Annotated in this window: 17 protein-coding genes and 1 pseudogene; 9 read left to right on the top strand and 9 right to left on the bottom strand. The window is 74.2% G+C overall.

Features of this window, described 5'->3' with window-relative positions; all coding sequences use genetic code 11:
- On the bottom strand, nucleotides 1–923 hold a 923-nt coding region (locus KSNIM_RS21750), incomplete at its 3' end, for a serine/threonine-protein kinase (RefSeq protein WP_263104861.1).
- A 412-nt stretch (nucleotides 924–1,335) separates the two neighbouring features.
- On the opposite strand from KSNIM_RS21750, the gene KSNIM_RS21745 reads away from it, so the two are divergent.
- Nucleotides 1,336–1,977: a TetR/AcrR family transcriptional regulator gene (locus tag KSNIM_RS21745; protein ID WP_263104860.1), complete on the top strand. Its 642-nt coding sequence runs from the start codon at nucleotides 1,336–1,338 to the stop codon at nucleotides 1,975–1,977.
- A gap of 190 nt (nucleotides 1,978–2,167) precedes the next feature.
- Here KSNIM_RS21745 and KSNIM_RS21740 read toward each other — a convergent pair whose 3' ends face one another.
- From KSNIM_RS21740 to KSNIM_RS21715, 6 genes are all read right to left on the bottom strand, one after another.
- Nucleotides 2,168–3,112 (bottom strand): beta-ketoacyl-ACP synthase III, encoded by a 945-nt coding sequence (locus KSNIM_RS21740; RefSeq protein ID WP_263104859.1) that lies wholly within the window; start codon nucleotides 3,110–3,112, stop codon nucleotides 2,168–2,170.
- Nucleotides 3,113–3,216: 104 nt separating this feature from the next.
- On the bottom strand, nucleotides 3,217–4,152 hold the full coding sequence (locus KSNIM_RS21735) for a hypothetical protein (protein WP_263104858.1): 936 nt from the start codon (nucleotides 4,150–4,152) through the stop codon (nucleotides 3,217–3,219).
- A gap of 236 nt (nucleotides 4,153–4,388) precedes the next feature.
- Entirely contained in the window at nucleotides 4,389–5,552 is a 1,164-nt protein-coding gene (gene mqnE, locus KSNIM_RS21730; RefSeq protein ID WP_030276085.1) for an aminofutalosine synthase MqnE, read from the bottom strand.
- 171 nt (nucleotides 5,553–5,723) lie between these two features.
- Nucleotides 5,724–6,686 carry a threonine/serine dehydratase gene (locus tag KSNIM_RS21725; protein ID WP_263104857.1) on the bottom strand — a complete coding sequence of 321 codons (963 nt, stop codon included), beginning with the start codon at nucleotides 6,684–6,686 and terminating at the stop codon, nucleotides 5,724–5,726.
- Nucleotides 6,687–6,713: 27 nt separating this feature from the next.
- A complete protein-coding gene (locus KSNIM_RS21720; protein ID WP_263104856.1) occupies nucleotides 6,714–7,175 on the bottom strand; it encodes an Lrp/AsnC family transcriptional regulator in 462 nt (153 codons plus the stop codon).
- Nucleotides 7,176–7,294: 119 nt separating this feature from the next.
- Nucleotides 7,295–7,936: a UbiX family flavin prenyltransferase gene (locus KSNIM_RS21715; protein ID WP_263104855.1), complete on the bottom strand. Its 642-nt coding sequence runs from the start codon at nucleotides 7,934–7,936 to the stop codon at nucleotides 7,295–7,297.
- An 89-nt stretch (nucleotides 7,937–8,025) separates the two neighbouring features.
- Between KSNIM_RS21715 and KSNIM_RS21710 the strand changes: the two genes are divergently transcribed.
- Together KSNIM_RS21710 and KSNIM_RS21705 are read left to right on the top strand one after the other, a co-directional pair.
- The gene (locus KSNIM_RS21710; RefSeq protein ID WP_263104854.1) at nucleotides 8,026–8,766 is read left to right on the top strand and encodes a cyclase family protein; all 741 of its coding nucleotides are present in this window, start codon (nucleotides 8,026–8,028) and stop codon (nucleotides 8,764–8,766) included.
- Between the two features lie 52 nt (nucleotides 8,767–8,818).
- Complete coding sequence (locus KSNIM_RS21705; protein WP_263104853.1) at nucleotides 8,819–9,547, top strand: MOSC domain-containing protein; 729 nt, start codon at nucleotides 8,819–8,821, stop codon at nucleotides 9,545–9,547.
- Between the two features lie 308 nt (nucleotides 9,548–9,855).
- Here KSNIM_RS21705 and KSNIM_RS21695 read toward each other — a convergent pair.
- Both KSNIM_RS21695 and KSNIM_RS21690 read right to left on the bottom strand, forming a co-directional pair.
- Nucleotides 9,856–10,209 (bottom strand): annotated as a pseudogene (locus KSNIM_RS21695) (glycoside hydrolase domain-containing protein); the annotation flags it as partial.
- Nucleotides 10,210–10,748: 539 nt separating this feature from the next.
- Nucleotides 10,749–11,132 carry a VOC family protein gene (locus KSNIM_RS21690; protein WP_263104851.1) on the bottom strand — a complete coding sequence of 128 codons (384 nt, stop codon included), beginning with the start codon at nucleotides 11,130–11,132 and terminating at the stop codon, nucleotides 10,749–10,751.
- Nucleotides 11,133–11,382: 250 nt separating this feature from the next.
- Between KSNIM_RS21690 and KSNIM_RS21685 the strand changes: the two genes are divergently transcribed.
- From KSNIM_RS21685 to KSNIM_RS21660, 6 genes are all read left to right on the top strand, one after another.
- On the top strand, nucleotides 11,383–12,135 hold the full coding sequence (locus KSNIM_RS21685) for a GntR family transcriptional regulator (RefSeq protein ID WP_263104850.1): 753 nt from the start codon (nucleotides 11,383–11,385) through the stop codon (nucleotides 12,133–12,135).
- Nucleotides 12,136–12,146: 11 nt separating this feature from the next.
- Complete coding sequence (locus KSNIM_RS21680; RefSeq protein ID WP_263104849.1) at nucleotides 12,147–12,374, top strand: ferredoxin family protein; 228 nt, start codon at nucleotides 12,147–12,149, stop codon at nucleotides 12,372–12,374.
- A gap of 14 nt (nucleotides 12,375–12,388) precedes the next feature.
- Entirely contained in the window at nucleotides 12,389–13,780 is a 1,392-nt protein-coding gene (locus KSNIM_RS21675) for an ABC transporter substrate-binding protein (protein WP_263104848.1), read from the top strand.
- Complete coding sequence (locus tag KSNIM_RS21670) at nucleotides 13,777–14,640, top strand: ABC transporter permease (protein ID WP_263104847.1); 864 nt, start codon at nucleotides 13,777–13,779, stop codon at nucleotides 14,638–14,640. Before KSNIM_RS21675 ends, KSNIM_RS21670 begins: the two co-directional genes overlap by 4 nt.
- Nucleotides 14,637–15,362 carry an ABC transporter ATP-binding protein gene (locus tag KSNIM_RS21665; RefSeq protein ID WP_263104846.1) on the top strand — a complete coding sequence of 242 codons (726 nt, stop codon included), beginning with the start codon at nucleotides 14,637–14,639 and terminating at the stop codon, nucleotides 15,360–15,362. Before KSNIM_RS21670 ends, KSNIM_RS21665 begins: the two co-directional genes overlap by 4 nt.
- Before the next feature lie 95 nt (nucleotides 15,363–15,457).
- Nucleotides 15,458–18,139 (top strand): fumarate reductase/succinate dehydrogenase flavoprotein subunit, encoded by a 2,682-nt coding sequence (locus tag KSNIM_RS21660; RefSeq protein ID WP_263104845.1) that lies wholly within the window; start codon nucleotides 15,458–15,460, stop codon nucleotides 18,137–18,139.
- Nucleotides 18,140–18,151: the final 12 nt, after the last annotated feature.

Below are 18,151 nucleotides of genomic sequence, written 5' to 3'. Positions count from 1 at the left end.
GTGACCGGGGGCGCGACCGGCGGGGCCACCGAGCGGCGGCCGCGCTTCTGCTCGATCAGCTGCAGTGCGCTGGGCGGCAGCCAGTCGCCGGCGTCACCGAGCGCGTCGTCCCGGGAGAACAGGTGCGGGGCGAGCTCGGCCTGGATCTGCGCGGGCGTCGGCCGGTGCTCCGGCGCGGGCCGCATGCAGGCCCGGACGAGGTCGGCCAGCTCGAGCGGCAGCCCGGAGAGGTCCGGCTGCTCGCGCAGCAGCTGGAAGACCGTCTCGACCGGGTTGGCGCCGCGGTACGGGGGGTGGCCGGTCGCGCAGAAGACCAGCAGCGAGCCGAGCGAGAAGACGTCGCTGGCGCCGGTGACGCTGCGGCTGTCGCGGGCCTGCTCGGGCGACATGTAGGCGGGCGTGCCGACGGCGACGTTGGTCATGGTGAGCCGGGTGTGCGAGACGCCGGCCGCGATGCCGAAGTCGATCACCCGCGGGCCGTCCTCGACCACCAGGACGTTGGACGGCTTGAGGTCGCGGTGGACGAGGCCGGCGGCGTGGATCGACTGGAGCGCCTCGGCGATGCCGGCGACCAGCCAGCGGACCGCGTCCACCGGCAACGGACCGCAGTGGTTGACCAGGTCCTCCAGCGAGGGGGCCGGTACGTACGCGGTGGCGAGCCAGGGCACCCGGGCGTCCGCGTCCGCGTCGACCACGGCGGCGGTGTAGAAGCCGCCGACCGTCTTGGCCGCGGCGATCTCGCGGGCGAAGCGGACCCGGAACAGGTCGTCCTCGGCCAGCTCGGTGCGCACGGTCTTGATGGCGACCCGCCGGCCCGATGCGGAGCGCGCCAGGTAGACCAGCCCCATCCCGCCCGCGCCGAGCCGTCCCAGCACCTCGAAGGGCCCGATCCGCCTTGGATCGTGCGCCGTCAGCTGGTCCACTGAGCTGCCACCTCCCCGTTGTGCCGTCCCCCGTCCGGGGTGCGCACCCGATTCTCCAATGCCCACCCCCCGGGAGCCAATCTCCCCCGCCCGCGCCGCGCGGGCAGGCCGTTCCGGACGGGCCGCGTCCGCTCCGGACGTGCGCCCGGCGCCGCCCCGGGCGGTCCCGGGCACGACCGCGCGCGACCCCGGCCGGCCCTCCGGCGGAGCCGGGTCCGACCGCTCCGGCGATCACTGCCTGTCATCCGACCACCCCTCAGCAGACCGGTCGTCACGCTGTGGGGTCATCAGTGCACGGGGGGGCTACAACGGGAGCGCTGAATATCCGTCCAGGCGCTCCATTACCACCACGAGCGGCCTAATTGTCGCATCACCGAATCGCGCCAAGATCGTGCCACGGTAAGCTGACGGCATGACAGGACAAGTTCGCACCGTCGACGGTCGCGTCGCCGGGCGACGCGGACAGGAGACGCGGCAGAAGCTGCTCGACTGCCTCCGCGAGATGCTCAGCACGTCGCCTTACCGGGACGTCAAGGTCATCGACGTCGCCCGTATGGCGGGTACCTCCCCCGCGACCTTCTACCAGTACTTCCCGGATGTCGAGGGCGCTGTCCTCGAGATCGCAGAGGAAATGGCCGAGGACAGCGGCGGGCTCAAAGAGCTCGTCGAAGGAAAGTCCTGGGCGGGAAAGACCGGTGCCGCCACTTCGGAAGAACTGGTGGACGGTTTCCTCGCCTTCTGGCGCAAGAACGATGCCATTCTTCGAGTGGTCACTCTCGGTGCTGCCGAGGGGGACAAACGGTTCTTCAAGATCCGGATGAAGGTGCTCAACTCGGTGGTCGCCCCGCTCACCGAGGCCGTCCGGACGAACCAGGGCAAGACAGACAAGACGATCGATCCGGCCGCTGTGGCGGGCTCACTGGTCTCCCTGCTCGCCTCGGCGGCGGAGCACCAGAAGGCCTTCACCTCCTGGGGCGTCAAGGTGAAGGACCTCAAGCCCAACCTGGCCCTGCAGGTCTACATGGGCGTCGCCGGCAAGAAGCCGCCCAAGTAGGCCCGCTCCACCATCGTCCACCTCGCACGTGCGCCCCGGCCTCCTGTCCGGGGCGTGGCGGGCGGCGGCCGTGTCCTCGGGGGAGGTTCGCCGACGCACCGTGACGTGCCCGAGCAGCAGTGGGGCGCCGGAATCCGCGGATTCCGGCGCCCCACTGCTCTGTCCCCGGCCCCGACGCGCACCCGGCGCGCTACGGGCAGCGCACCACCTGGCCGGCGTAGGCCAGACCGCCGCCGAAGCCGAACAGCAGCACCGGGTCGCCCGAGCGCAGTTCGCCGCGCTCGACGAGCTTGCTGAGGGCGAGCGGGATCGAGGCGGCGGAGGTGTTGCCGGAGTCCACCACGTCGCGGGCGATCACCGCGTCCGGGGCGGTGCCGAGCTTGGCCGCGATGGCGTCGATGATCCGCAGGTTCGCCTGGTGCGCGACGAAGCCGCGCAGCTCGGACGGGTCCAGCCCGGCCTTGAGGCAGGTCTCCCGTGCCAGCGGAGCGATCTTGGTGGTGGCCCAGCGGAACACCGCCTGGCCCTGCTGGCTGATGGTCGGGTCCCAGCCGGTGATGACCACCGCGTCGCCCTTCTCGGGCTCCGAGCCCCACACCACCGGGCCGATGCCGGCACGCTCGTCGGGAACGGCCTCCACCACGGCGGCACCGGCCCCGTCGCCGAAGATCACGCAGGTGGAGCGGTCCGTCCAGTCGATGGTGTCGGACATCCGCTCGGCGCCGATCACCAGCGCCCGGGTGGCCGCGCCGGCGCGGAGCGCGTGGTCCGCGGTGGCCAGCGCGTACGAGAAGCCCGAGCAGACGGTGTTGATGTCGAACGCCGCCGGGGCGGTGATGCCGAGCCGGGCGGCGACCGCGGCGGCGGTGTTGGGGCTGCGCTCCACCGCGGTGCAGGTGGCGACCACCACGAGGTCGATCTCGTGGGCCAGGCGCCCGCTCGCGGCGAGCGCCTTCTGCGCCGCCTCGGCGGCGAGGTCGACGAGGGTCTCGTCGACCGCGATGTGCCTGGTGCGGATGCCCACCCTGGAGCGGATCCACTCGTCGTCGGTGTCGACCAGCTTCGCCAGGTCGTCGTTGGTGAGGACCTTGGGCGGCTGGTAGTGGCCGAGCGACACGATGCGGGAGGCGGTCATACATCAACTCAACCGGGTTACCCATCAGTCGCCCGGTGACGCACCGGAACAGTATCCGGGGAGTTTGGCTGTAGAAGGGTGACAAATCCCCGCAAACAGACGGGTCAGGCGGCCAGCGCTGCGGCGTCGCCCATCGCGATGACCGGGTGCGCCGCCGGGTCGAGGGCGCGGATCAGCTCGATCATGTTCGCCTCGGGCAGCGAGATGCAGGCGTGGGTGGGGCCGCCGTGGTCGACGTGCAGCCAGACGCCGCCGCCCTTGGCCTTGCCCTCGGGCGCCGCGGTGTCCAGCGGGGAGCGGCCGGTCACCCGGTTGTAGTTGATCGCCACGACGTAGTCGAAGGAGCCGGCCAGCGGCTCGCCGTTGAAGCCCTTGCCGCCGACCACGAAGCCCGGGTCCTTGTCGTAGGGCAGCTTGCTGCCCGGGTCGGCCTTGCGGCCGCCGGCGTCGGTGAGGCCGAAGACCCCGATCGGGCTGTGCAGGTCGCCCGAGCGCTTGTCCGCGGACCAGCCCTTGTAGCCGTTGTGGGCGGCCCACGCCTGGCCGGCCCGCCAGCGGCCGTCCGGGGTGCGCGTCCAGAGCGTGACGACGGTGTCCGAGGAGTCCTTGTCCTTGCCGGAGGCCACCACGACCTGGTTGGTCTCGGCGGGGATCTTGGCCAGGAAGGACGCGCCGAGGCCGGGGATGACCGCGACCGTGCCGTCGTTGCGGTCGGAGCGGTTCGCGGCCGCCGGGTCCTGGGTGTGGCCGCCGGCCGACAGCGGGGCGATGTCGGCGTGCGTCACGTCGGCCTCGGGCCGCTCGGGCGCACCGGCGCTGGTGAACGAGGGGATGCCCCGGCCCTGGCCGACGGTGAACCAGCCCGCCGTGGCGGCCAGCAGCACCGCCGTACTCCCCATCAGCGCCTTGCCGCCGCGGCGCTTCGGCTTGGCCTTCCGCCGGTGTCCGCGCGGCCGCGGTGCCTGACCGTCCGCACTGCTGCGGGGCCCCGGCACGTCGGCCGGGTGGAGGTGGCTGGTGGCGCGATGGGAACCGGACATGGGGACGATCCTCCCAAAGTCCCGGGCCTGGACGAAACCCGGGGCGTGTGGTGAGCCTGTGAGCATACGCGGTCGGCGGGGCGTCAGTGGTGAAGGCTGCGCCGATCGGACAAACCCCGCAGGGGTGTTGCCACGGCCGGGGCGCGCGGGCGACGGAAACGCGCCGGGGCCCGTCGGCGCGGTGCCGACGGGCCCCGGTGCGGCGGCGGAAAGGATCCGCTCCGACTGTCGGGGTGTCAGAGGCGCATGGCCTGCGGGGTCTCCCGGCGGGTCAGGTCCGGGCCCTCGTACTCGCGGATGATCTCGTAGCGGGTGTTCCGCTCGACCGGGCGGAAGCCCGCGTCGCGGATCAGTTCGAGCAGGTCGTCACGGCCGAGCTTGTTCGGCGTGCCGAAGTTGTCCGCGTCGTGGGTGATCTTGTACTCGACGACCGAGCCGTCCATGTCGTCGGCGCCGTGGCTGAGCGCCAGCTGCGCGGTGGTGACGCCGTGCATCACCCAGAACACCTTGACGTGCTGGACGTTGTCGAAGAGCAGGCGGGAGACCGCGAAGGTCTTCAGCGCCTCGGCGCCGGTGGCCATCTCGGTGCGGTCCATCAGTCGGTTGCGCACGACGCCGTCCTTGGAGTCGTGGAAGTCGTGCTGGTAGCGCAGCGGGATGAAGACCTGGAAGCCGCCGGTCTCGTCCTGCAGCTCGCGCAGGCGCAGCACGTGGTCGACCCGGTGCCGGGGCTCCTCGATGTGGCCGTACAGCATGGTGCACGGGGTCTTGAGACCCTTCTCGTGCGCCAGGCGGTGGATCCGCGACCAGTCCTCCCAGTGGGTGGCGTGGTCGACGATGTGCTGCCGGACCTCCCAGTCGAAGATCTCCGCGCCGCCGCCGGTGAGGGACTCCAGGCCGGCGTCGATCAGCTCGTCGAGGATCTCGCTCGCCGTCAGACCGCTGATCTTCTCGAACCAGTGGATCTCGGTGGCGGTGAAGGCCTTCAGCGAGACGTTCGGCAGGGCGGCCTTCAGCTCGCGCAGCGAACGCGGGTAGTAGCGCCAGGGCAGTGTGGGGTGCAGGCCGTTGACGATGTGCAGCTCGGTGAGGGACTCGACCTCCATGGCCTTGGCCAGGCGGACGGCCTCCTCGATGCGCATGGTGTACGCGTCCTTCTCGCCCGGCTTGCGCTGGAACGAGCAGTAGGCGCAGGAGGCGCTGCACACATTGGTCATGTTGAGGTGGCGGTTGACGTTGAAGTGGACGACATCGCCGTTCTTCCGCGTCCGCACGTGGTGGGCGAGGCCGCCCAGCCAGGCCAGGTCGTCGCTCTCGTAGAGCGCGATGCCGTCCTCGCGGGTCAGCCGCTCACCCGCGTAGACCTTCGCCTCCAGCTCGCGCTTCAGCCCTGCGTCCATGCGGTGACCCCGCCTCTCGTACCTGCCGAAACAATGCCGGAACCGAGCCTACGCCTCGGTATACGGGGGCCGGCCACAGGGGCGCGGGAAGCCCGCGGCGCGCCGCGGCCCTGCACGAGGCGGACTGGTGGCACTCGGGGGCGCCCTGCCCCCCCCCCCGGGGGGGACCGCTCAGCGGGCGAGCAGCTCGGTGAGGAGGGCGGGGTCGAGGTTGCCGCCGCTGACCACCGCTGCGGCGACCCGGCCGCCGACCTCGGAGGCCCGGTGGAACCAGGCGGCGGGGGCGACCGCGCCGGACGGCTCGGCGACCAGCCGGCCGCGGCGGGCCAGTAGGGCGACGGTGTCGCGGATCTCGTCCTCGGTGACGGTGACGATGTCGTCGACGTACGCCTGCAGGTGCTGGAAGGGCAGCTTGCCGACGGAGGGGGTGCGCAGCCCGTCCGCGACGGTGCGGTAGGTGTCGGCGACCGGCCAGGCGAGGTGCTCGCCGGCCCGCAGGCTGGCCTGCGCGTCGGCGGCGAGTTCGGGCTCGACGCCGACGATCCGCACGCCGGGGCAGGCGAGCTTGAGCGCGGCGGCGGTGCCGGAGATCAGGCCGCCGCCGCTGACCGGCACCAGTACGGTGTCCAGCTCGTCGGGGGCGTCCTCGGCGATCTCCAGACCGACGGTGCCCTGGCCGGCGATGATGTGGCGGTCGTCGTAGGGGGGCACCCAGACGTAGCCGTGCTCCTCGACCAGCTCGGCGGGCAGGGTGTCGCGCTCGTGCGGCGGGACGAGCACGACCTCGGCGCCGAAGCCGCGGGTGTTCTCGACCTTGACCGCCGGGGAGGTGTCCGGCATCACGATGACGGCCTTGATGCCGAGCAGGCCGGCGGCGTAGGCGACCGCCTGTGCGTGGTTGCCGCTGGACTGGGCGACCACGCCGCGCGAGCGCTCCTCGCCGGTCATCGCGGCGAGCCGGTTGTAGGCACCGCGGATCTTGAACGCGCCGGTCGGCTGGAGGTTCTCCGGCTTGAGCCAGAGCCTGCGCCCGCCGTCCGCCGCCCACGGGCAGGGCAGCAGGGGGGTGCGTACGGCCACCCCGGCGATCCGCTGCTGCGCGGCGCGCAGCTCCTCCAGTCCGACCAGCGTCATCGTGTCATTCCTCCGTCGTCCGCGGGGTCACTCGCCGGGGCCCAGCGGCAGGTCGCTGACCCGGCTCTCCCACTTGGTGGACAGTACGACGGTCGTACGGGTGCGGGCCACGCCCTTGGTACCGGAGATCCGCTTGACGACCGATTCCAGCCCCTCCACGTCCGGGACGCGTACCTTGAGCATGTACGAGTCGTCACCGGCGATGAACCAGCAGTCCTCCACCTCGGAGAGGTCCTTGAGGCGGTGGGCGACGTCCTCGTGGTCGGCGGCGTCGGTGAGCTGAAGGCCGATCAGGGCGGTCACGCCGAAGCCCAGCGACGCCGGGTTGACGGTGGCGCGGTAGCCGGTGATCACCCCGGCCTGCTCCAGCCGGTTGATGCGGTCGGTGACGCTCGGACCCGACAGGCCGACCAGTCGGCCGAGCTCCGCGTACGAGGCGCGGCCGTTCTCCCGCAGTGCCTGGATGAGCTGTCTGTCCACTGTGTCCATATACCTGCCAGCGCCCTTCCGAACCTCACCGGACCCGAGATCATTATCCGGATTCGAAGGCGGTGTACGCCGATCAACCCGGATATCGCAATGAACATACTCTCCCGATCCGCACGGTCTCACTCTGCCTTGGCCGCAGCGCCCAGTTCGCCCTCCCACCGGCGGTAGAGCGCGTGCGGCACGCCGACCGCGTCGAGCACCCGTCCGGCCACGAAGTCGACCAGTTCGCGGGCGGTGGAACCGCCCGCGTAGAAGCCCGGCGAGGCGGGCAGCACCACGGCGCCCTGCGCGTCCAGCTCGACCAGGTGCTTCAACGTCACCCCATTGAGGGGCGTCTCGCGCAGGCACACCACCAGCGGGCGGCGCTCCTTGAGGGTGACGGCGGCGGCCCGCTGGAGCAGGTCCTTGCTGAGGCCGAGTGCGATGCCGGCCACCGCGCCGGTGGTCGCCGGGACGACCAGCATGCCCTTGGCCGGGTAGGAGCCGGAGGACGGGCCGGCCGCGAAGTCGCCGGCCGACCAGTGGCGGACGCCGTCGAGGTCGTCGGTGCCGATCCAGCGGGCCAGGTCCTCGCGCCAGTGGGCGTCCCGGTAGGCGATGCCGGTCTCGTCCAGGATGGTCAGCCGGGCGGCACGGGAGACCACCAGGTCGACCGCCTCGCCGGCCGCGAGGAGCGCCCGGATCACGGACGCCGCGTACGGCGTCCCGGACGCGCCGGACACCCCGACCACCCACGGCCTGCGCACCTGCGAATCGTTCATGGTCCGACCCTAGGGGGTGGAACACCGAGGGCCGGGCAGTGGCCCGGGAGCGCTGCGCCGGGCGGGCCGGGCGGGGCAGGATGGACGGCATGGCGCCGACGCTGATCGACCTCACCCACCCGCTCACCACCGGCATGCCGGTCTACCCCGGCGACCCGGAGGTGGAGCTGCGGCCCGCGCTCACCACCGACACCGCCGGGGTCAACGTGCTGGCGCTGCACCTGGGTTCGCAGGCTGGTACGCACGTGGACGCCCCGTACCACGTGGACGTCACCTGGCCGACCCTGGACGGGCTGCCGCTGGAGCTGTTCACCGGCCCCGCGGTGGTCGCGGACCTGCGCGGGCTGGCCCCGCGCACCGCGGTGACGGCCGATCAGCTCGCCCCGGCGCTGGCGGAGTGCACGCCGGGCGCGGTGCTGCTGCTGGCGACCGGATGGCCCCGGCACTGGGGCAGCGAGCAGTACCTGGCGCACCCGTACCTGTCCCGGGAGGCCGCGGAGGCGATCGTCGCGGCGGGGGTGCGCACGGTCGGGGTGGACGCGCTGTCGGTGGACCCGACGCCGGAGCAGGGCCCGGCCGACCCGGCGGTGGCGGCGCTGCTCGCGGAGCTGGCGGACGAGCACGACCCGGCCGGCCAGGAGCCCTCGCTGGCGGCGCACCGGGTGCTGCTGGGGCGGGCCGGCGGAGGGGTGATCGCCGAGAACCTCACCGACCTGACCCCGCTGCTGGCGGCCCGGGAGGCGGGCGCCCCGGTGGAGGTGTCGCTGTTCCCGCTGCGGCTGGCGGCAGCGGACGGCGCGCCCGTCCGGGCGGTGGCGCGGGTGGGCTGACGGTCCGCCAATAGGTCTAGACCACGATCGGAGTGCCGGATAGGCTCCCGCCATGGCAGAGATCTCCGGCGTCGTGGAGCGCATCTGGCGCTACCCGGTGAAATCCACCGGTGGCGAACTCCTCGACGCCGTCGAGGTGGACGGGCGCGGCCTGGCCGGCGACCGGCTCTACGCGGTGCGGGACGGCTCCGGCAGATTCGGCTCCGGCAAGAACACCCCCCGCTTCCGGCGGATGGACGGCCTGCTGCGGCTCGCCTCCCGGCTCGGCCAGCGGCTCGACGCCCCGGAGCTGGTCGACCCGCTCGGCAGCCCGGTCGAGGACCCGGACGCCTTCCTCCGCGCCTACCTGGAGCGCGAGGACGTCTCACTGGCCCGCGAGGACGCCGTCTCGCACTTCGACCAGCTGCCCGTCTCCGTGCTCACCACCGCCACCCTGGACTGGGTGCGCGCCGAGGTCCCGGACGCCGTGGTCGACGAGCGGCGCTTCCGCCCCAACGTGCTGCTGCGCACCCCGCCCGGCACCCCGCCGTTCACCGAGGACGCCTGGCTCGGCCGCGAGGGCCGGTTCGGCGACGGCGTCCGGCTGGCCTTCGTCCGCGCGAGCGAGCGCTGCGCGATGGTCGGTGCGCCGCAGCCCGGGCTGCCGCACTCGCCGGAGATCCTCCGCGCGATCGCCCGCGGCCACGACAACCGGCTGGACGCACTGGCCACGGTGGCCGCCCCGGGCCGGCTCCGGGTCGGCGACCCGCTGGTCCTCACGGCCGGTGCGGACACCGCATAGGCCGGGCCCGGGCCGGGACTGGGGCCTGCCTTCACAGGGCGTGCGGGTACACGGGGCGTGTGGGGGCACCCCCCGGCGCCCCTGGAGTGACCACCCCGGCGCCTCGGAAGACGCGCCCTGGCCGACGACCGCGACCGGGGCGTCCCAGGCGTTGCGGTCGACGGTCGGCGTGACGCCGCCGCGGGTCTCCCGCTGGCCGATCCGGTACTGGTGGCCGCGGCGGTGGCTCCGGTGAAGAGGGCGGTCGCGAAGGGGAAGCTCGTCGTGGTGTCCTCGGCGCCGTCGTACTCGGCGTACCAGAGCGCCACCGGGAGGTCCGGCGCGCCGTCCGCCGCCGCCCTGGCGATGCCCGCGGCGCTGGACCCGGTGAAGCCGTACAAGCCCGGCAGGTAGCCGCGGGAGGTCAGCGCCCGGTCGAAGGACCGGGTGTGGACCGCCGCCGCGCACGCCGTGTCGGCGGCGTCGTAGGCCTCGACGTCCGGGTAGCGGGTGCTGCCGGGCTTCATGCCGAGGGCCGCGGCCCTGGCCGCCGCGTCCGCGCCCTCCGCGGCGCCGAGGGCGACCGCCGTCCCCGCGATGAGCTTCTCCGGGCTGCCGCCGGTCCGGCAGGGCGGCTGCGCGCCGACGTACAGCGGGATCAGCCGCCGGCCGGCGGCCGTCACGGAGGCCCCCCGAGGAGGTCAGCTGCGGCTGCGCGCAGCCGCGGTTCCTCCCGCCGATGCAGACGGCCGCCGCCCCGTACGGCAAGGCGGTGCGCCAGGCCGTCATCGCCGACAGTGCGGGGGCCGTGCAGGTGTCGAAGGCGAGGCCGGTGAAGACCGCTCCGCTGCCCGTCCCGCCGACCGCGGGCAGGGCGGACGCCGGGGGCGAGGCCTTGCCGGAGACGGTGGACGAGACCGGTACGGACGGCGACGCGGACGTCCCGCCGGCGGGGCGGACGGACCCGGGTCGGTGGCGTCGCCGGGTGCCCGGCCCTCGGCGACCGGCGGGGCCGCGGCGGCCGGGGCCTTCCGGTCGACCGTCCCGAAGATCTCGGCGCGGGCGGCCTGCGCCGCAGCGGCCAGCACGGCCGCGGCGGCGGACAGCACGGCGGTGCGCCGGCGCGGGGAGCGGTCCTTCGGCACGCGGGTCCCTCCCGGACGGACGACAGGTGGCACGAACACCTGTCACCCGCCGCCGCGAGGTCCCGCACCGGGCCCGCTCAGGCCGCGTCGCCGCCCGGGCCGACCAGGCAGAACGGGTGGCCCGCCGGGTCCACGTACACCCGCCAGCCGGACTCGGCGGCCTTGAGCACCGCGCCGAGCGCCAGCACCTTCTCCTCCGCGGCGTCGAGGTCCTCGACGTCGATGTCCAGGTGCAGCTGCTGCGGGTGGGCCGGGTCCGGCCACATCGGCGGGCGGAAGTCGTCGACCCGCTGGAAGCCCAGCACCACGCCGTCCGGGGTGTGCACGGTCGACCACTCGGCGTCCAGCGACCAGCGGGGGTCGGGGCGGTCGATGTCGCCGCCGAGCACGGCCGCATAGAAGTGGGCCAGTCCCGCCGGGTAGTGGCAGTCCAGGACGACACACTGCAACTTGCCGATCATCGGTGACCACTCCTCGGGGTAGCGGCGGCTCTGCCGTCCTTCCATGATCCCCCGCCCGCGCCCGCCACGCCCGGAGCACGCGGCGCACGGTGGCACTTCGCGTCGGCGCGGCGCCGTCGCCGCAGGTCGCGGCGGCCGCCGACGGCCCGTCAGGTGGCGTAATGCTGCGGCAACCCGGCCGCCATCGCCGCGGCCCTATGGTCGTGGCCGACCCCGGCCGTACCGCCACACCGACCCCGGAGCAGCAGCGATGACCAGCGAGAACACCGTCCGCCCCGGCGTGCGGCGGCTGCGCGCCGACCGTGCCCGACAGGTCGCGGACGTGTTGCGCCGCCAGGTGCTGGCGGGTGTGTCCACCGGTGGTGCGCTGCCCCACGAGGATCAGCTGGCCGAGGAGTTCGGCGAGTCCCGGAACACCGTCCGGGAGGCGCTGGACCTGCTGCGCACCGAGGGCCTCGTCCGCCGGGTGCCCGGCTCGGGGACGCTGGTGGTCGCCGACAAGGTGCCGCACGGGCTGAACCGCCTGCAGGGCCTCGCCGAGACGATGCACGAGCACGGCGAGGTGGTGAACGAGGTCCGCTCCTTCGGGCCGGTCCGGGCCCCCGGGCCGGTCGCCCGGCGGCTCGGCCTGCCGGAGGGCGCCGACGTCGTCTACGTCGAGCGGCTGCGCCGGCTGAACGGGCTGCCGCTCTCGCTCGACCTGACCTACCTGGCGCCCGATCTGGGCGCCGGGCTGGACGCCGCCGACCTGGCGCACACCGATGTCTTCCGGCTGATCGAGGAGGCCGCCGGGCAGCCGCTCGGCAGCGCCGAGATCACCCTGGAGGCGGTCAGCGCCGACGCGCACTCCGCGAGCGTCCTGGAAGTCCCGCGCGGTGCCGCCCTGCTGATGCTGGAGCGGCTCACCACGCTCGCCGACGGACGACCCGTCGACCTCGAATACATCCGCTTCCGCGGCGACCGGATCACCATGCAGGGCCGGCTGCTGCGCGACATCCCGTAGGGAGCCCGCCGATGGCGCTCGCCGACCACCGCGCCGACGTGCCCGTGACGATCGACGCCTCGCTCTGCATCGACGGGTGCACGCTCTGCGTCGACATGTGCCCGCTGGACTCACTGGCCGTCGACCCGGACACCCACAAGGCCTACATGCACGTCGACGAGTGCTGGTACTGCGGCCCGTGCGCCGCCCGCTGCCCCACCGGGGCCGTCACCGTCAACATGCCCTACCTGCTGCGCTGAGGAGAGAGCCCGCCATGCCCCGCCCAGGACGCGTCACCCGGCCGCTGCTGGCCGCCGCCCTGTTCGCCGCCGCGACCGCCTGTTCCTCCGCCTCCGCCACCGGCGACGGCACCGTGCAGGTCGTCGTCGGCTACCAGTCGAAGACCATCAACACCGTCACCGCGGGCACCCTGCTGCGCGCCCGCGGCTGGTTCGAGCAGCGGCTCGCCGAGCAGGGGAAGAAGGACGGGAAGACCTACCGGGTCGTCTGGCAGGACTACGACTCCGGCGCGCCGATCACCGCCCAGATGCTCGCCGAGAAGATCGACATCGGCTCGATGGGCGACTACCCGCTGCTGATCAACGGCTCCCGCGCGCAGGAGGCCGGCGGCCCAGGCACCCGGCTGGTCTCGGTGACCGGCTACAACCTGCTCGGCGCGCTCAACGGCGTCGTCGTGCCGAACGGCTCCCCCGCGCACACGCTGGCCGACCTCAAGGGCAGGAAGGTCTCCACCTCGGTCGGCTCGGCCGCCGACGGGACCCTCGTCCAGGCCCTGCGGAAGGTCGGCGTCCCCGACGGCGCGATCCAGAAGCAGAACCAGCAGCCCGCCGTCGGCGCCTCCGCGCTCAAGGCCGGCAGTGTGGACGCGCTCGCCCAGTTCGTCGCCTGGCCCGGCGCGGTGGTCTTCGCCGGCGACGGCCGGCTGCTGTACGACGGGGCCGCACTCGGCCGGCCCACCCTGCACGGCGTGGTGATCCGGCAGAAGTACGGCACCGCGCACCCGGAGGTCGTCCGGGCCTTCCTGAACGCCCAGGCCGATGCCACCGGGTACCTCAACGCGCACCCGCTGGAGGCCAGCCGCACGGTCGCCGAGGCGACCGGGCTGCCGCCCGAGGTCGTGCACCTGTACAACGGCCCGAACGGCATCGCGACCTTCGCCACCCCGCTGCGGCCCGAGCTCGTCGACGCGCTCCGCCAGGACGTGCCCTTCCTCAAGTCGGTGGGGGTGCTCAAGGCCCTCGACGTCGAGAAGTTCGTCGACCCGTCCTACCTGGCGGCCGCCGCCCTGCCGGAGACCGCCCCGGCCCGGATCACCGGCACCGACGGGACGTGCGGGCGGCCGGTCACCGACCCGAAGCAGGCCGGCGAGCTCTGGTTCCAGGGCGAGGAGACCACCCGGCCGGCCGCCGACCCGGTCTGCCTGCTCCGCGCGGTGAAGGCCGGGGCGTCCGCCGGGAAGAAGCTCCGCGCCGCCTACGTGCCGGACGCCGCCACCGGCACCCGCTGGTTCGCCGACAAGGACCACTGGGTGCAGGACGGCGCCGCCCTGCTGCCGTTCACCACCGGGGACGGCTCCGCCGTGTACCTCGCCGCCCACCCCGGCGCCCGCGCCGTGGGCTGGGACGAAGCCCTGGCGGCGGCATGAGCACCGCGGTGCGTCCCGCGCCGCCCGCGACCGACCGCGGGGGCACCGCGAGGCCGCTCCCCCGGCAGGCCGGCCGGCGCGCCGTGCGCGCCGCGGCCCTGCTCGGCTTCGTCGGACTGTGGCAGCTGCTGACCTCCCACCAGGTGCAGCTGTGGGTGCGCTTCGACCACCTGCCGACGGCCCTGCAGGTCGGGCAGGCCTTCGGCCGGCAGCTGGGCACCGGCCAGTACTGGCAGGACCTGACGGACAGTCTGCGACGGATCGGCCTCGGCTTCCTGCTCGCCGCCGTGCTCGGGACCGCCGTCGGCGTGCTCACCGCCCGCTCGCGGTGGGCCGCCGACCTGCTCGGGCCGGTGCTGGAACTCGTCCGGCCGATCCCGGCGATCGCCCTGGTGCCGGTCGCGATCATGCTCTTCCCGGAGAACGAGCAGGGCATCGTCTTCATCACCTGCACCGCCGCGTTCTTCCCGATCACCGTGTCCACCCGGCACGCCGTGCGGGCCGTTCCGCCGCGCTGGGAGGAGGCCGTGCGCACCATGGGCGGCGGCCGCGCCCGGGTACTGGCCTCGGTGGTGCTGCCGGGCGCCCTGCCGGGCGTGGTCGGCGGTCTGTCGGTCGGCATCGGGGTCTCCTGGATCTGCGTGATCTCCGCCGAGATGGTCTCGGGGCAGTACGGCGTCGGCTACCGCACCTGGCAGGCCTACACCGTGCTCGACTACCCCGGCGTCTTCGTCGGGATGGCCACCATCGGCCTGCTCGGGTGGCTCACCTCCGGCGCCGTCGAACTGACCGGCCGCCGGCTGACCGCCTGGCTGCCGCCGCGCGCCGGCGGCGACGACCCGAGAGGAGGCCGGGGATGACCCTCCGGCTGACCGCCCGCAACCTGGCCCTCGGCCACCCGGGCCACCCGGTGCTGCACGGCGTCGACCTCGACGTCGAACCCGGCGAGGTGCTCACCGTCGTCGGCCCGTCCGGCGGCGGCAAGTCCACGCTGCTGAGGGCGCTCGCCGGGCTGCTGCGGCCCGCGGCCGGCGAGCTGCTCGCCGACGGCGAGCCCGTCCGCGGCCCGGGCGCCGACCGCGCCCTGGTCTTCCAGGACGACGGTCTGCTGCCCTGGCGGAGCGTCCGCCGCAACGTCGAACTGCCGCTCGCCGTCCGCAGGGTGCCGCGGGCCCTGCGCGGCGCACCCACCGCCGAATGGATCGGCAGGGTCGGGCTGGACGGCCTCGCCGACCGCCTGCCGCGGGAACTCTCCGGCGGGCAGCGGCAGCGCGTCCAGCTGGCCCGCGCCCTGGTCGGCGAACCGCGGGCCGTCCTGATGGACGAGCCGTTCGGGGCGCTCGACGCCCAGACCCGTGCCGCCATGCAGCGGCTCCTGCTCTCCGTCCGGGAGCGGCAGCGCTGCACCGTCGTCTTCGTCACCCACGACGTCGACGAGGCCCTGCTCCTCGGCGACCGCGTCGCCGTCCTCGGCGGCGGCACGGTGGCCGCCGTCCACGAGGTGCCGCACCCGCGGGACGGTGCGCGCCGCACCGACCCCGCGGTGCTCGCCCTGCGCGAGCGGATCCTCGGCTCGCTCTGAGCCCGTGCCGCCCGCCGGCCCCGGACGGGGCCGGCGCCGCCCCCGATCGACTGCGCCGACCGTTTGCGTGCGCCGGCTGCGAAAGGCAGAACCCGATGGAGACACCCGACCTCGCCGACGCGCGGCTGCTGGAGTGCGACGTGCTGGTCGTCGGCGGCGGGACCGCCGGCACGATGGCAGCGATCAGTGCCGCCGAGGCCGGAGCGGACGTGCTGCTGCTGGAGAAGGCGCACGTCCGGCACTCCGGCGCCCTCGCCATGGGCATGGACGGCGTCAACAACGCCGTCGTCCCCGGCCGCGCCGACCCCGACGACTACGTCGCCGAGATCACCCTGGCCAACGACGGCATCGTCGACCAGCGCACCGTCCGGCAGACCGCCGTCCGCGGCTTCGCCATGGTCCAGCGCCTGGAGCGGTACGGCGTGAAGTTCGAGAAGGACGAGTACGGCGAGTACCAGGTCCGCCAGGTGCACCGCTCCGGCAGCTACGTGCTGCCGATGCCGGAGGGCAAGGACGTCAAGAAGGTGCTCTACCGGGTGCTGCGGCAGAAGCACATGCGGGAGCGGATCACCATCGAGAACCGGGTGATGCCCGTCCGGGTGCTCACCTCCGGCGGCCGGGCGGTCGGCGCCGCCGCGTTCGACACCCGCAGCGGGCAGTTCGTGGCCGTCCGGGCCGGCGCGGTCGTCCTGGCCACCGGCCCCTGCGGGCGGCTCGGCCTGCCCGCGAGCGGCTACCTGTACGGCACCTACGAGAACCCCACCAACGCCGGCGACGGCTACGCCATGGCCTACCACGCGGGCGCCGAGCTCAGCGGCATCGAGTGCTTCCAGATCAACCCGCTGATCAAGGACTACAACGGCCCGGCCTGCGCGTACGTGGCGAACCCCTTCGGGGGGTACCAGGTCAACCGGCACGGCGAGCGATTCGTCGACTCCGACTACTGGTCCGGGCAGATGATGGCCGAGTTCGCCGCCGAACTGGCCTCCGACCGCGGCCCGGTCTACCTCCGCACCACGCACCTGCCGGAGGAGACCGTCCGCGCCCTGGAGGGCATCCTGCACACCACCGAGCGGCCCAGCCGCGGCACCTTCCACGCCGGACGCGGCCACGACTACCGCACCCACGACGTCGAGATGCACATCTCCGAGATCGGCCTGTGCGGCGGGCACTCGGCCGCCGGCGTCTGGGTGGACGAGAACGCCGCCACCACCGTGCCCGGCCTGTACGCGGCGGGAGACCTCGCCTGCGTCCCGCACAACTACATGATCGGCGCGTTCGTCTTCGGCGACCTCGCCGGCACCCACGCCGCCGCCCACCTGCCGGCCGAGCGCGCCGAACTGCCCGAGGACCAGCTGAAGGCCGCCCACGAACTCGTCTACCGGCCGCTGCGGAACCCGGACGGCCCGCCGCAGCCCCAGGTCGAGTACAAGCTGCGCCGCTTCGTCAACGACTACGTCGCCCCGCCGAAGACCGGCGCCCGGCTCTCCGTCGCCCTGGAGCACTTCGAGCGGATGCGCGGCGAGATCGCCGGCATGGGCGCCCGCACCCCGCACGAGCTGATGCGGGCGGTCGAGGTCGACTTCATCCGGGACTGCGCCGAGATGGCCGCCCGCTCCTCGCTGGCCCGCGAGGAGAGTCGCTGGGGGCTCTACCACGAGCGCACCGACCACCCCGGGCGGGACGACCGGCGCTGGTTCCGCCACCTCAACCTGCGCAAGGCCGCCGACGGCGCGATGGAGTTCCTCACCCGGCCGGTCGCGCCCTACCTCGTCCCGGTGGACGGGCTGGAACCGCCGGACGGGGAGACCGAACTGATCGGCGAGGTCCATCCCCTCGCGGTCGGCCGCACCGGCACCTTTGCCGGCGTCCCGGCCGCACCGGCCGCCGCCGGCCCGGCCGCCGCCCCGCCCCGGCTGCTCGACCTGCTGCGGCTGGCCGAGGACGGACCCGGCCCCGAGGCCCTCGCGCCGTACCTCCGGGACGACTCGGCAGACGTGCGGCGCACCGCCGTCGCCGTCCTCACCGAGCACGCCGCCGAGGGGACGGGCCCCGCGCTGGCCGCCGCACTCCACGATCCCGACGAACGCGTCCGGAGCGCCGCCGTGGCCGGCCTGCGGGAGCTCGCCGACGTGCTCGACCCGGCGCTCGGCCCGGCCCTGGCCGGCGCCGCCGCCTCGGCGGACCCGGTCGTCCGGGCCGGGGTGCTGGAGCTGTCCCGGGTGCTGCGGACGGGGACCCGCGCCTTGTTCGCCGCCGGGGCGGCGGACGGGGCCGTTCCCGTCCGGCTGCAGGCCGTTCGGGGACTCGTCTCGCTGAACGCCGCGTCGGCTCTGGTCGGCGTCGCCGCGGACCCGGCCCGGGAGGTCCGGGTGGCCGTCGGCGAGGGGCTGGGGACGATCGGCGACCCGGCGGCCGAGGGGGCACTGCGGCGGCTCGCCCGGGACGGCGATCCGCTGGTGCGGGCCGCCGCCCTCGAAGGAGCCGCCGGGATCGGCTGCCCGCCCGCCCTCGCCGATCTGGCGGCCGTCCCCGACCCGGCCTGGCAGGTCCGCAAGGCCGCCGCCGGAGCGCTCGCCGCCGCCGGGCGGACGGCACCCCTGCTGGCCCTGCTGGCCGACGGGAACGCGGACGTCCGCAAGGCGGCCGTCCGCGCCCTGGCCCCGACCGCCGCCGAACCCGCCGTCGGGTCGGCCCTCCGCACCCGGCTGGCCGACCCGGACGCCGACGTCCGCGCCTACACCCGCCTGGCGCTCCGGGAGGTCACCGGCACGTAGCGGCACCGCCGG

It is taken from the genome of Kitasatospora sp. DSM 101779 (assembly GCF_025655475.1).
Classification (GTDB): domain Bacteria; phylum Actinomycetota; class Actinomycetes; order Streptomycetales; family Streptomycetaceae; genus Kitasatospora.
The sequence above is the reverse complement of the archived record's forward strand: the minus strand, read 5'-3'. Positions and strand labels throughout refer to the sequence as shown.

Coding starts and splice junctions, on each gene's coding strand:
- KSNIM_RS21670 (WP_263104847.1), top strand. CDS start 13,777: ATGAGCACCGCGGTGCGTCCCGCGCCGCCCGCGACCGACCGCGGGGGC.
- KSNIM_RS21740 (WP_263104859.1), bottom strand. CDS start 3,112: ATGACCGCCTCCCGCATCGTGTCGCTCGGCCACTACCAGCCGCCCAAG.
- KSNIM_RS21665 (WP_263104846.1), top strand. CDS start 14,637: ATGACCCTCCGGCTGACCGCCCGCAACCTGGCCCTCGGCCACCCGGGC.
- KSNIM_RS21675 (WP_263104848.1), top strand. CDS start 12,389: ATGCCCCGCCCAGGACGCGTCACCCGGCCGCTGCTGGCCGCCGCCCTG.
- KSNIM_RS21745 (WP_263104860.1), top strand. CDS start 1,336: ATGACAGGACAAGTTCGCACCGTCGACGGTCGCGTCGCCGGGCGACGC.
- KSNIM_RS21690 (WP_263104851.1), bottom strand. CDS start 11,132: ATGATCGGCAAGTTGCAGTGTGTCGTCCTGGACTGCCACTACCCGGCG.
- KSNIM_RS21705 (WP_263104853.1), top strand. CDS start 8,819: ATGGCAGAGATCTCCGGCGTCGTGGAGCGCATCTGGCGCTACCCGGTG.
- KSNIM_RS21715 (WP_263104855.1), bottom strand. CDS start 7,936: ATGAACGATTCGCAGGTGCGCAGGCCGTGGGTGGTCGGGGTGTCCGGC.
- KSNIM_RS21680 (WP_263104849.1), top strand. CDS start 12,147: ATGGCGCTCGCCGACCACCGCGCCGACGTGCCCGTGACGATCGACGCC.
- KSNIM_RS21735 (WP_263104858.1), bottom strand. CDS start 4,152: ATGTCCGGTTCCCATCGCGCCACCAGCCACCTCCACCCGGCCGACGTG.
- KSNIM_RS21660 (WP_263104845.1), top strand. CDS start 15,458: ATGGAGACACCCGACCTCGCCGACGCGCGGCTGCTGGAGTGCGACGTG.
- KSNIM_RS21710 (WP_263104854.1), top strand. CDS start 8,026: ATGGCGCCGACGCTGATCGACCTCACCCACCCGCTCACCACCGGCATG.
- KSNIM_RS21685 (WP_263104850.1), top strand. CDS start 11,383: ATGACCAGCGAGAACACCGTCCGCCCCGGCGTGCGGCGGCTGCGCGCC.
- mqnE (WP_030276085.1), bottom strand. CDS start 5,552: ATGGACGCAGGGCTGAAGCGCGAGCTGGAGGCGAAGGTCTACGCGGGT.
- KSNIM_RS21725 (WP_263104857.1), bottom strand. CDS start 6,686: ATGACGCTGGTCGGACTGGAGGAGCTGCGCGCCGCGCAGCAGCGGATC.
- KSNIM_RS21720 (WP_263104856.1), bottom strand. CDS start 7,175: ATGGACACAGTGGACAGACAGCTCATCCAGGCACTGCGGGAGAACGGC.